Below are 12602 nucleotides of genomic sequence, written 5' to 3'. Positions count from 1 at the left end.
CTAACTTACAGATTGTAATTTTCTGCAAAGATAGTCATTTCTAACCCATAGAGTCATTTTTTGCTCGTATTTTGTCGCATATCAACCACTTACAACGATTGTTAATCGTTTTTAGTGGACACTAGTGGTGACGGACATTCCATCACAAGTTGGCGACAAGTGGAACAACCTATTGTTTTTCTTCGTACCTTTGCACCGTGGTTCAAGAGAGAATCACTTTCGCCTCAACATTCCGTCCGCACACAGACGTGGGCAACTTCTAATTAAGTCACCAGTGAATCCGCACTAAATCCCAGAATTGGGCGGACGATGATGGGACAAAATGGGAGGAACATGGGAACTGAAAGGGAGAAACCTCACGATGTGGGAATGGGTGCGATATTGCTAATTTATTGATAACAACATACTGGTCGAGAAAACGAAGGAGGAAATCCACCGTTTTCGTTAAGCCAGATGAGTAGAGTTAAGTTCACTTAAACTCTGCCATGGCGAGAAAACGAAGGATGAAATCTAAGGATAAGATCCAAGAAAATAATATGGCAATTCGTAATGGGCTTCTCAAGAAGTTGTGTGGATCGCCAGAACTGTTGACTTTCAAAACCGTAAAATGGAGGTATCGCGATAAGCGAGAAGATGACGTAGGAACACACTCGCAATAGTGACAGTCAACAAAACCAGATCAGACGATACCATCGGTTCAAGCGTTACAATATAACAATATAACAGTTTCCAAAAACCATTTTCTGCATTTCAAGCGTTACAATATAACAGTTTCCAAAAACCGCACAACGGATTTGCAGATTTCTTTATTCCTCCAATTTTGCGTTTCAAGGCGTTACAGTTACAGTATTACAGTTTTGAAAAACCAAAAACAGGGCGCGTCTTATGGCTTTATCTGATCTGCCCGATTCCAACCACTACCCGATAGCAGAGGACTCATCCTGATGAGATTACTGTTTCTTGCGAAAATCCAACGACAGTCAGCGAATTGTCGGGAAACTGATGGGAGAACAGCAATACTGTTTCAGACCGTCCCTGTCATGTGCAACTTCTTGATGTCCAGTTGGTTGGATTTGCTGAGTCCTTGTTGCTCTTCCACTCTGTAGGCGATACACCATACAGTTCGCGGAAGGAATTGATGAAATAGGAGAGGTTTTTGAAACCTACACGGGCGGCGATCTCGTTGACGCGCAGCGTGGTCGTGGTGAGCAGCTTCTCGGCTTGTCTGAGCCGGACGTTGCGAATGAAGATGCTGGCTGACTGGTTGGTCTGGTCTTTCAGCTTGCGGTGCAGACTGGCACGGCTGATGCCTACCTCTCGGCATAGCACATCGACGGAGAAATCGCTCTCGCTGAGGTGGCTGTTGATGGATGCCATGACGCGCTGCATGAATATCTCGTTGGAATCTTCTGTCTCGACTGCCTCCAGCTTGTCGTCTTGCAACTGCTTGCCGTGATAGGTGTTGTAGAGTTGCTGGCGGAGGAGAATGAGGTTGCTGATGCTCTGTTGCAGGATCTTGATATTGAAGGGTTTGGTGATATAGGCGTCGGCGCCGATGCCAAGACCTTGCAACATGGATTCTTCGTCGGCACGGGCGGTGAGGAGGATGACGGGGATGTGGGCAAACTGGATATTCTTTTTCAGCTTGCGACAGAGGGCGATACCATCCATCTCCGGCATGGTGACATCGCTGATGATGGCATCGGGGGCATGGCGGAACACAAGGGCAAGGGCTTCTTTGCCGTTGCGGGCTTCACGGATGTGGTAGCTGGATGAGAGGGCACGGCAGAGGTAGTTTCTCACTTCATCATCGTCTTCCACGATAAGCAGATGGCGGGAGGTGTGCGACTTCTGCAGACTGGCTGGAGCGGTTTCCTGCGCCTCGTTGCTCCTGATCGGACCGATGGGTTCTTCCTCTGTGGCTTGCGCTGCGAGATGCTGCAGACGCTCGGCATTGCGGAGCATCAGCCGGTAGGTGGCTTGGCGGTCGGGGTCTGCATCGGTGTCGATGAGCTGGGTCAGCGGACTGATGATGAGCGACATCGGAGTGCGTATCTTGTGGGAGATGAGGGCGAGGGCTTTGACCTTCTCGCGACTCTTGATCCAGAAGAATACAAGGGCGAAGATGAAGAGGAGGAGGGCGGACAGCAGGAGACGCGTCAGCCAACTGTTCCACCACGGACGACGGATGTCTATCTCTACCTGTTTCACTTCCGACCGCTTACCGTTGTACTCCACGGCATAGCGGAGGATGTGGCTGCCTGCATCGAGATTGCTGAAGGTGACCAGGTGGCCGCCTTCGGGGATGGTGGCCCATGGCTCGTCGTCTAAGGAGTAGGCATAGGTGCACTCGGCAGGAGCATCGGTCTCTTCGGACGAGAGTTCGATGCTGAACGAGTTGTTTTCGTAGGCTATGCTGAAATGCTGCGACTGGTAGATATTGTCGGTCATGACGGGTTTGCCGCCAGTGAGGGTTCGGGTGTTTGCCGGCACATTGTTGATATACAGGGCTGTGAGGCGGGGGTGGAGCACGTACTGATGGCGGGCAATGGCGGAGGGCTGGAAATAGGTGATGCCGCCGTGACCGGCAAACCATAGTGTGCCGTCGGTATCTTTCAGCAGGGCTCCTTTCGAGAACTCGTTGCCTTGCAGTCCGTCGCTGACGGAATAGTTGGTGAAGATGTTGCCCGGCTCGTCGAAGCACGACAGACCGGCATTGGAGGAGAACCAGATGAGGCCGCGCTCGTCTTCGCTGATGGCAAAGACGGAATTGGAGGGCATGCCGTCGGAGGTGGTGTAGGTCTTGGTGTGGTCGCCATCCACCACAAGGAGGCCGTCGGATGTGCCTACCCACAGTCTGCCGTGGCGGTCTTCATGGATGGCATAGACTATGCGCTGCTCGCACAGGTGGCGATGCGTGGTGATGTTGTATATGCCGTTGAAGGTGCCTGCCAGCACATGGCCGTTTGACAATACATAGAGGCAGTTGACGTATTTGTTGATGACGGGACTGCTCACCCATGAGAGCGATTTCTTCTGCATGTCATAGCAAAAGACACCATAGCCCATGGTGCCGAGCCATATCCTGCGGTTGCGGTCTTCTCTAATGGCAAAGACGTTGGCTTGTTCGGGAAGTCCGGGCACGGGGGTGAACACACCGCCTGTGCCGCTATAGCAGGGGTAGCCGAACGACCCGATCCACGTCCGGCCGTCGGAGTCTTCTATCACGCTGTTGATGATTGGGGGGACGCCCTGAACAAGGTGTTGGGACGATGATCCGTACAGACGATAAAGACCATCGCCATCGGTGCCGACCCACAGACCACCGTCTTTGCCTCGGCATAGCGACAGGATGCAGTGAGAACCGATGATGTTCTTCTGTGTGGTGCGCGAACCGATGTAGCCAAACATGCTTCTGCGCTGGGAAACCATGACAACGCCCTTCTGATACAGCGCTATCCATAGGTTGCCCCTGTGGTCTTTCTCTATATGGCGCACCTTCTCCAAACTTTGAGAAAAGCCTGGTATGTCGAGGGGATAGTCGCTATAGGTGTGACGTTGCTCGTCGTAGAGCTTGAGCCCCTTACTGTCGGTGCCAAGCAGCAGGTGGTTGTTGTCGTATCTCATGAAGGTACGGACGTTGAGCTCGCGAGGCAGTGAGGCTATGATCCTGTTGGGAAAATAGGGCTTTTCCGTCTGGCGCACCTCCACCTTCTTATTGCCAGACGTCAAGATCTCACACGACATACCGCCTGCACCATAGAGGCGGCCGTCGGGAGCAAGGTGCATCACATTGATGCTTGCATTCATCGGCCTGCCATCGGGAAGGGTGGCGAGAGGGGAAAAATCGTCGCTGTCGTATCGGTAGATTTGCACGCCTTTATAGGTGCCGACAATGAGATTGCCGTTGGCATCGGCAATCAGCGAACTCACATAGTTGCTGGCCAGCGAATGGCAGTCGCCCTTGCGGTGCTTGTAGGTGGTGATCTTCACTCCGTCATATCGGTTTAATCCGTCCTCGGTGGCAATCCATATCAATCCGTATCGGTCTTCATGCAGGAAGGTCACAAGACTGCTCGTCAGGCCTTTCTCCGTGGAAAGAAAGGTGAAAGCCTGTCCACTGGCATGAACTGCAAGGAGCAGCAACAGACTGATGGTTGTTCCGATTCTGCCAAGGTAAGCAAACGAAAGATGTGATGCATGGACGTAATCCATGATATATTTTGGGTGATTCATGCCTATTCGTTTCAGGTTCGTACGGATTTTGATGGGCAAAGTTAGTGAAAAATGTATGAAAGGGCAAATATAATTCGGCTTTTTCCAACGGAAATGTTGCAAGTTATGTGGAAATGTTGTAAATTTGCAACCTCAAACAACAATATCACTCGGGGTTGACTGGATTTGACAGCGGGCTGAGATGGTATGTAAGCATGCGGAGTGACGACTGTAAACTCCATAATCCATTCGGTCAAAAATTTAATTGGCGAAAACAAATACGCTCTCGCTGCCTAATCGAAGTACAGTAGATTACTGGCTTTATCCCGTCACAAGGTGATGGGACGAGACATCGCTCAACTGGATGTTGTTCCGAATCAGGTTGGTCCAGCGGTGCAGGAAAATCGGAAATAGTCTGCCGCAGCCTCGTGCGGCGGATGAAAATTTAGAGGATAAGGCGACGATTGGTGGTCCAGGTCTTGTCGGCGCTCGAAAAACAAAGGCTGGAATAAGCATGTAGAAAGCGTATGGTTTCCCTGTTTGGACGAGGGTTCGACTCCCTCCAGCTCCACAACTATTTTAAATAACTCACTGGTTTCCAGTGGGTTATTTTTGTTTTAAGGGCATCGCTCCCCCAAGGTGCTCGGTGTTTTCTGGTATTAGATTATTTATTCTCATCTACCTAAAAATTGCAGTTCTATGTTGAACTTGCGCCATACAACCCATAATAACAGGTTGTATGGCATTCTTAATCATATAAGTATTAATTACTTATACCAATCCTTATACTTTGTACCGTTGCTTTCTACCCATGACTTGTACTTAGGATATACTTCGTCTTCGTCGATAGCTCTTGTCTCATTGTCAGCGTCAAACAACTTCGTCATGTCGCTCTCTGTGGCACCATTGAGGAAGATTCCGAATGGATAGTTTCCGCTGCGTACATAGAAGATCTTCTTGTCGGGCTGCGAAGCGTCATCCTCTGTACCGAAGAATGACCTGTCTGCCACTTTTGTAGGAGCTTCCTGAGCGATGTGTATCTCAAGTCGCTTGCCATCCACGTCACGATAGATGAACGGTTTGATTTTCACCTGCTTCCCCTTGTAGAGAGCACCAAGAGCCTCGTCGTGCTTCACGTTGAACATATACTCAGTGCCAATATTGCTCTTTGCGTTGTCGGTCAGATAGATGATGTTGTTCTTTGTGTCACGCTCGAAGTTGGCGGCTGTGAACTCTGTTTCACCTGGTTTCTTCACGAAGAACTCAATCTGGTCGGTGGCTTTCAATCCCTCAACCTTCACTGCCACTCCGCTCTTGAGTTTCTCAGCCTTGGCGGCATTGGTGTAGGTCTTGAAGGTGTAACCCTCTTCATAGATGGCATAGTTGGCAGTGGAATATACCTTTGTGTATGTTGCATTGAAGATGACATCGTTCAAGTCGTAGTCACCCTTCGAAGGCCACTGGTCCTCGAAGATATAGAAACCAACGTTCTCTGTTGTTTTTCTGAATTCGTACTTAGGATCAGGAGTCTCTCCAGGGGCATCCACGGGGTTGGTCTGGAATGTCATCACGAGATCGCTGTAGTTGTGGTCGTAGTCGTTGTCATCCTCGAATGACACAAGCACCTGTCCGTCGATGTTATACACAGCACTCATTGGCTTGCTGTATGCCTTGCCGCTAGAATCCTTGCTCATGTCGGCAGATGTGGCGGAACGCTGATACCTGTTGTCTCTCCATTTGCCAAATCTTTTCGACCATGCATTTGCAGCAAGAACGAATCCTATGCGATAGTTTGCGGGGAAGATGTCTGTAGCACCGCTTTTGTCGCCGTTGTTGGCGATATTGGGATAGTACTTCAGTTTTACGCAGTCACCATTGCTCACACCGGCAGAAGAAGCCGAGCCGGCGTATGTTCCATTCTGAGTGTTTGGGAAGAGAAGGATGACATTTGCCTCGTCCAATGATGCGGGCTTCTGTCCTTCTGGATAATAGTAGTAACCCATACTGCTGTTCCAACATGTGTTTCCGCCAATGATTGTCACAGCAACTTCAGCTGGTTTGGTGATGGTGATATCTGCCTGCTTTATATAATCCTCAGGGAACGACTTCTTGTCAACAGGGAATATGGCAAGGTGGGTCTTCAAATAATTATCCAGTTTGTCCTGAGGGATAAGTGGAAGATTTTCCTCCCCCTTGAATAATTCACTGAGGCGTCCGTTTGCGTCATAATCCACGTCGCTGTCATACCATCGCTTTTCCGAGGCATAGCTACTGAGATTATTAGGTATCTCGTTTGTAGGGCAAACCATATAGCTCTTTTCGCCTCCAGTTGCTGCCCTTGTCAGAGCGCGGGCGGAATACTCCTTGTTGTCAACGAATGTGGCGGTGTTGCCCTCCATGGTTGTCTCAAGTATAGGGGTGGCGATGAAATACGGTGTGTAGGCATAGAGCTTAGACACGTATGAGGGCAGTGAGATATTTGACTTAAACTGTCCGTTCTCGTCGGTGAATCCCGAATAGATAGGCAATACACCCTCTTTCTTGTAGTATTTACCGTTGTCAGCCCATTCTCCTGGTTCTTCGTCAAAAAGTTCAAAGTAGATGTTGGTCTTTGCGTCAGCTTTGTACGACAAGTTGACGTAAGACTGTGAGTTCTCTGTCGAGAAGTTGAATGTGTTGTACTCCTTCTCAACCAATTCCGGCTTCTCTGGTTCCGGACCAATGTAGTCGCCTGAGTTGGATGAACATCCAGCAAGCAGGACAGCGACTGATGCGATGGTTAAATGTTGGAAACGCATAATTACTAATATTTTTTTAATGGTTTAACCTAATACGTTATTTTTTTTCGCTGCAAGTTTACTTTATTTTCATTTATGTAGCAACAAAGAGTATTAATAACAAACTGAATATTCTGCACAATCGTTTGCACAACTAGTGTTTTAAACAGCCTGTTACAGCTCCCATGTTTTCGGAAGCAAAATTAGGCAATAATTTCATAAGTTGTATAATTATTGCCTAATTTTTATTTTTTTTTTTTGCATTTCATTCTTCATTCTTCCGAAAGCCATTGGATAAACAAACTTTCATATAACAATGACTTAACTGCGCACGGAGGACTACCACCTTAGCAAAGGTATAATAAAAATTTCGGGAACAACAAAAAGAAAAATAATAAAAACAAAATAATTATGTCAACAAACATCGGGTCACTTGCAAAAGCGTGTGGATAGCATAGCACAATAAAAGCAAGCAGGTGTACGTTTATAGAGTAAAGGTTAGAACAAAATGGAACAGTATAGACTCTTAGCGGAATGCCTATTGCCAGCCCACATGCTTGACTGGTTTGACTTGAAGACTGTACGTGTCGAGAAGAAAGGTGACACACAGGTGATTCACCTTTATCTCGATGAGAACGAGCAGAAACCTGACGACAGAGAAGACCTGCGCCCCAATGGATTTACACGCGAAAGTGCGTTTCACAACTTTCCGATTAGAGATCAGGAAGTACTGCTTCACGTGAGCCGTCGCAGATGGCTTGATGCAGATGGTCACAACGTGATGACCGAATGCAATCTCATTCAGGAGTCCACCCGCTGCTCAACCGAGTTGGCGGATTTTTTAAAAGAAGCGTTTGGAGACGCGCCCTATAACGGCCCGTTCGTTTGAGGATGACTATCACATAGACGGTGATGAGTATGGCAGAGCCTACAAGGACCACCTAAGCGGCTATCGTGAATGGTCTGAACTAGGCCATGCTGACGAGTGGCTCATTATCTTATCATACAATTCCGCATACATACCAGTAGTAAAGCCTACCTCATATTGCTTGTGATTCCACCTCACTCTGACAATGACGCGGTTGTCTCGCTTGTCGATAGGCGAACGAATGTTAAAACTGATGTTAATCATTTTGTTATCTCAATTATTATTTGTAACTTTGCATTTTGAATGCGTAAATATTATTTTTTTTTGCTGCAAAGGTAAATAAAAAAATTGAGAATAACGCTGCTCCCCCAAAGAGCGACAATAAAAGATAATACATGACAATAATAAACAACAAGAGCTATCGTAAAGAGTTGATAATGAATGTCATATAAGATTATTAAATATCAGATGCTATCATTTCAAAACTCCCTCCAGCTCCACTCCTATGAGTTCCAATCGTTAACAACTAATGGTTGGGACTTTTTTAATGAATATGGACCGAACAGCAGACTGCTGGCATGACGGGAAATGGATTTTCAGACGGAGATGCAATATAAAGATATCATTCAAGGGTTTCGCGACGGTACTCCCATTGCCATGGGGTATTTTGCCGTAGCTTTCTCACTGGGCATCATTGCCAAACAGGCTGGACTGACGGCGGCAATAGGATTCGTAAGCAGTTTCTTTACTCGTGCATCGGCTGGCGAATATGGGGTATATACGCTTGTGGCTGCTCAAGCGACATACGTAGAAATCGTTGCCATGTGTCTGGTGGTCAACTTGCGCTATATGCTGATGAGCGCTGCGCTCTCGCAGAAGATTGCCCCTGGAACGTCGTGGATGCATAGGGTGCTGATGGCTTGCTGTGTCACCGATGAGGTATTCGGCATTTCTATTGCGCGTAAAGGCTATTGCCCACCGGCTTATACCTATTCGGCAGCATGGGTATCTACGATGATGTGGGCTTCGGGATGTGCGGCTGGTATTGTGGCTGGCGGAATGTTGCCTTCTGCGATCGTTGCTGCGCTTAGCGTGGCGCTCTACGGTATGTTTCTTGCCGTTATCATGCCCGTTGCTCGCAACGACCGTTATGTACGCTATGCTGTTGCTGCGAGTTTTGTGTTGAGTGGTATTTGTAGCGTGGCACCGGGGATAAGCGGGTGGAGCAGTGGAACGCGAACCATTGTGCTGACCATTCTTATCTCGGCTGTTGCCGCTTGGTGGAAACCTGTAAAGACGGAGGAGCAATATGGACAGGCATAATATCATCATCTGCATCCTTTTGGCCATCATCACTACGAATATGATTCGCGTGATACCGATGTTGCTGATCAAAGGACAGATCAACAATCGTTTTCTGCGCAGCTTCCTTTATTATGTTCCTTATGTCACGTTGGCGGTGATGACCTTCCCTGGCATCATCCAGACTACAATGTCGCCTATATCGGGCCTTGTTGCTCTTATAGTTGGCATCGTTGCGGCTTGGCGGCGTATGGGACTCTTCCCAGTAGCTGTCATTTGCTGTACTATCGTCTATCTGCTGGATTGCCTGATTCTATAGTTCTGAATGGGAAAGCAAGAAATCGGTCATTAGGATTATCATCAACCCTAATGACCGATTTGAGTTTTATCCCATCCTTTTACTTGGTTTCCTGAGAAATACGGAACTATTGCAAGAGGATGGATTGAATGACGGTGGCTGAAGCTCCTGTACTTCCTGTGTGTTGCAGATGGAAACCGCCATAATGGTTGGGGTGGGGCATGGTGGCGGTCAGCGTTTGTTCCTGTAGTGCCACTGAATCGGACGTTGGAGTCACAGGTGAGGATGCTATAGTAGCGGTCAGCTGACTGTCAACAGATTGTAATGTGATGGAACAACGGCCCTTGAAAAGGTCACAACGGGTGCCTTCTGTCAATGGGGTGACTTGACCATTGGCATATTCCATAAGACTGACTACTACGGAATGGTCGTAGTCGGGGGTGCGCTGCAGTCGAAGGCCATAGCCGGTGAGTGTTCGGGTGTCGAACTTGATGCAGATGTCGAGATATTGTGTGGTGGCGCTGCCAAAACCTTGACCGCCGCTCTTGCAGGGAACAACAACAAGATGGCAACGCTGATTGCCTACAGAGTCATGCCCTTCTGCGGGGGTGTACATCATGCGTGCGCCCTTTTGCAGTTGCATCAGGCCCCAGCAACCTTCTGCACCATCTATGCCTTCTGCATATCCCCAACTGCTACGCGTATTGTCGGCAGTCCAGTCGCGGTCCATCGTGTCAAGTGGCTTGTAGCAGTCGAGTGTCCATTGCCCACTGATAATGGCGGTCTGCGGACCGATGGCAAAGGGTGGCAGACTGACGGGTAATGCTGCGGTAGGTTGCGGCACGTTGAGGGGCTTTCCATTGAGGGTGCAGCCTGTCATTACACAGCGATGACGAGGATCCGGACGCTTGGTCCATTCGATAGTCAGCATAGGATCGTCGCTGGTCCAACGACAGTCGGTCATACTAACGGGACCGCTCGCCTTGGTCAGATATTGGGTGCCCTTCGTCTTGCTGTGTAGGTCGCAGTCAATAAACGTCGCACCTTGGATGCCGTCGGTAGTGTAAAAGGGTTTGCTGCTGAATAGCGTAAAGCGACACTGACGATAGATGCCAGTTCCGCAGAGAGCATCGTCGGTACATTCGAAATAGCAACGCTCGAAATTGGTGTGTGGTGCTCCGACAAACGGGCAGAGGTTGAGGCGTGAGATAAAACGGCAGTTGGTCAGGGTGTAGCGGTCACCTTGGCAGATGGCCAACTGTGCCTGTACAATGGCGTTTCGTCTTTTGGCGCGGTTGAGCTTTGGATTGCGGGGATATTCAAGATCGACATTGCAATAGTTGCCAAAGGTGATATTGTCGGCTTTGAAATCAGATCCGATAAAGTGGAACATGGTGAAGTTGCCATCTGCACCTTGGGTTTGTCCGCGGTTGCATGCCAATACTACGTCTTCGGCTTTGTCGCTCATGCCTATCATGTGTACTCTGTTGATGGTTACTTCGCAGCCGTAAGGGGTGGTTTCGCCTTTGCGAGGCATGCGTATGGCTTTATCGTCGGGATTGTCAATCCAATAGACAGAGGGCTCGATATAGATTTCTGTCCATGTCGTATCGGTTGACGACTTCTGTTCGGCGGCACGCAGCGCTTCTTCAATAGTGCGGAATGTGTTTCGTCGAGCATTGGTAGGTTTGCTTCCCACCAGCAGTCTGTGCTCGTTGGTGGTGAGGGTGTTGCCTTGATAGGTGAAGCGCGTTTGCGCCTCTGTTGCTATACTGACGGCCAGTCCCATCAGAAGCAGTAGTTTGTTTGTAAAGTGTGACATGTGTAGATTGTTTTTATAGTGCTGTTGTAAGGTGTTTCAGTAGTGATTCGCAGGAGTCTTCGAGTAGTTCTATCACCAGTTCGAAGTCGCGCCCGTCTCCGTAATAGGGGTCGGGGATGGTGGCATTATTGTGGTGGCGCAGAAAGTCGGACATCAGTAGTATTTTCGATTCGTCTTCTGCGCTACGGGCTTTGGCTTTGATGGCTTTGAGGTTGTCGTGGTCCATGCCGATGATATAGTCGAAACGGGCAAAGTCGTCGCTTGTCAGTTGGCGAGCTCTTGTGCTGAAGTCGTAGCCATGGCGTGTGCCACATCGTCTCATTCTTGCATCGGGCAAGTCGCCCACATGCCAAGGACCTATTGCTGCTGAGTCAATGATGAAATCGTCAGTCAGTTGCTGTTGGTTGACGAGGTGTTGGAATATTCCCTCTGCTGCTGGTGAACGGCAGATGTTTCCGAGGCAAACGAATAGTATTCTCTTTTTGTTCATAATGTTTTTATCTTATAATGATGATGTGGATGTTGTATGCTGAAAATCTGTTGTGGTATTATATATAATATGTACGCGCGTATAGAGATTTTGTTGTGTTAGTATGGGAGTTTTCGTGCTGTTTCTGTGTTTGCATGATAGCTTTGTGTCGTTTGTTTGATATAAACAATAAAGCCTGCAAGTGTTGAAACTTGCAGGCTTCGGTTTAGTTGGGTGCCCGGTGGGACTCGAACCCACGACATTCAGAACCACAATCTGACGCTCTAACCAACTGAACTACGGGCACCATCTGTGCTCTCATCTGGAAAGCGAGTGCAAAGGTACGCGATTTATTCGAGATTACCAAATAAATCGCGCACTTTTTTACACTTTAGCTTTATTTTCTTCCAAAAAGGAGCGTTTGCGCGATGCCTGACCGTCTGCAAGGCTTATTTTGCAGGAGCGACAGGTGCAGGAGTCTGTGCAGGAGCAGCAGGTGTTTTGGCATCCTGTACTGGAGTTTCAGGCTTGCTTTGGCTGGCACCGAAACCTGGCAATGTGTTGGGGTTGGCTGTTGATTTCTCAACATTCTCCATCACGGAGCTTTCGGTAACGGCAGTAGGAGCTACCCATGCGCATACGATGCTGAAGAACACCATTGCGATAGCAAGTCCCCAAGTGGCTTTCTCGATGAAGTCGGTTGTCTTGCGTACACCGGCCAATGAGTTGTAGGAAGAGAAGTTTGATGAAAGACCACCTCCTTTAGATTCCTGGATCAGTACGACGAGAATCATCAGTACTGCAGCCAGGAGGATCAGAATTACAAATAATGTGTAAAGTCCCATGTTGTT

The 12602-nt window shown here is 48.5% G+C and carries 10 protein-coding genes, 1 tRNA gene and 1 other RNA gene; 5 read left to right on the top strand and 7 right to left on the bottom strand.

What is annotated here, in order from left to right; translation table 11 throughout:
- The first annotated feature begins 536 nt into the window (after nucleotides 1–536).
- Nucleotides 537–659, top strand: a complete 123-nt coding sequence (locus CIK88_RS12675; protein ID WP_256387681.1) for a hypothetical protein — start codon at nucleotides 537–539, stop codon at nucleotides 657–659.
- Nucleotides 660–1038: 379 nt separating this feature from the next.
- On the opposite strand, the gene CIK88_RS00400 is transcribed toward CIK88_RS12675, so the two are convergent.
- Nucleotides 1039–4236 (bottom strand): AraC family transcriptional regulator, encoded by a 3198-nt coding sequence (locus CIK88_RS00400; protein WP_094433947.1) that lies wholly within the window; start codon nucleotides 4234–4236, stop codon nucleotides 1039–1041.
- Between the two features lie 151 nt (nucleotides 4237–4387).
- Here CIK88_RS00400 and ssrA point away from each other — a divergent pair.
- Nucleotides 4388–4789: a transfer-messenger RNA gene (gene ssrA / locus CIK88_RS00395) on the top strand.
- Between the two features lie 193 nt (nucleotides 4790–4982).
- Here the strand turns inward: ssrA and CIK88_RS00390 are convergent.
- Nucleotides 4983–7013, bottom strand: coding sequence for an LruC domain-containing protein (locus CIK88_RS00390; RefSeq protein WP_094433946.1), 2031 nt, complete (start codon nucleotides 7011–7013; stop codon nucleotides 4983–4985).
- Nucleotides 7014–7500: 487 nt separating this feature from the next.
- Between CIK88_RS00390 and CIK88_RS00385 the strand changes: the two genes are divergently transcribed.
- Nucleotides 7501–7881: a hypothetical protein gene (locus CIK88_RS00385; RefSeq protein ID WP_094433945.1), complete on the top strand. Its 381-nt coding sequence runs from the start codon at nucleotides 7501–7503 to the stop codon at nucleotides 7879–7881.
- Nucleotides 7882–7941: 60 nt separating this feature from the next.
- On the opposite strand, the gene CIK88_RS12315 is transcribed toward CIK88_RS00385, so the two are convergent.
- Nucleotides 7942–8124: a hypothetical protein gene (locus tag CIK88_RS12315; protein WP_158214617.1), complete on the bottom strand. Its 183-nt coding sequence runs from the start codon at nucleotides 8122–8124 to the stop codon at nucleotides 7942–7944.
- A gap of 342 nt (nucleotides 8125–8466) precedes the next feature.
- Between CIK88_RS12315 and CIK88_RS00375 the strand changes: the two genes are divergently transcribed.
- Both CIK88_RS00375 and CIK88_RS00370 read left to right on the top strand, forming a co-directional pair.
- Entirely contained in the window at nucleotides 8467–9183 is a 717-nt protein-coding gene (locus tag CIK88_RS00375) for an AzlC family ABC transporter permease (RefSeq protein ID WP_254046814.1), read from the top strand.
- Entirely contained in the window at nucleotides 9170–9481 is a 312-nt protein-coding gene (locus CIK88_RS00370; protein WP_094391434.1) for an AzlD domain-containing protein, read from the top strand. Before CIK88_RS00375 ends, CIK88_RS00370 begins: the two co-directional genes overlap by 14 nt.
- A 106-nt stretch (nucleotides 9482–9587) precedes the next feature.
- Here CIK88_RS00370 and CIK88_RS00365 read toward each other — a convergent pair whose 3' ends face one another.
- The 4 genes from CIK88_RS00365 to secG all read right to left on the bottom strand — a co-directional run bounded on the left by CIK88_RS00365 (nucleotide 9588) and on the right by secG (nucleotide 12596).
- Nucleotides 9588–11282 carry a hypothetical protein gene (locus CIK88_RS00365; protein WP_144007636.1) on the bottom strand — a complete coding sequence of 565 codons (1695 nt, stop codon included), beginning with the start codon at nucleotides 11280–11282 and terminating at the stop codon, nucleotides 9588–9590.
- Nucleotides 11283–11295: 13 nt separating this feature from the next.
- Nucleotides 11296–11772 (bottom strand): low molecular weight protein-tyrosine-phosphatase, encoded by a 477-nt coding sequence (locus tag CIK88_RS00360; RefSeq protein ID WP_094433941.1) that lies wholly within the window; start codon nucleotides 11770–11772, stop codon nucleotides 11296–11298.
- Between the two features lie 212 nt (nucleotides 11773–11984).
- Nucleotides 11985–12058, bottom strand: a tRNA-His gene (locus CIK88_RS00355).
- 142 nt (nucleotides 12059–12200) lie between these two features.
- Nucleotides 12201–12596 carry a preprotein translocase subunit SecG gene (gene secG, locus CIK88_RS00350; protein ID WP_094433940.1) on the bottom strand — a complete coding sequence of 132 codons (396 nt, stop codon included), beginning with the start codon at nucleotides 12594–12596 and terminating at the stop codon, nucleotides 12201–12203.
- Nucleotides 12597–12602: the final 6 nt, after the last annotated feature.

Origin of the sequence: Prevotella sp. P5-50 (genome assembly GCF_002251295.1) — a bacterium.
Taxonomy (GTDB): domain Bacteria; phylum Bacteroidota; class Bacteroidia; order Bacteroidales; family Bacteroidaceae; genus Prevotella.
This window is presented reverse-complemented; position numbering and strand designations above follow the sequence as displayed.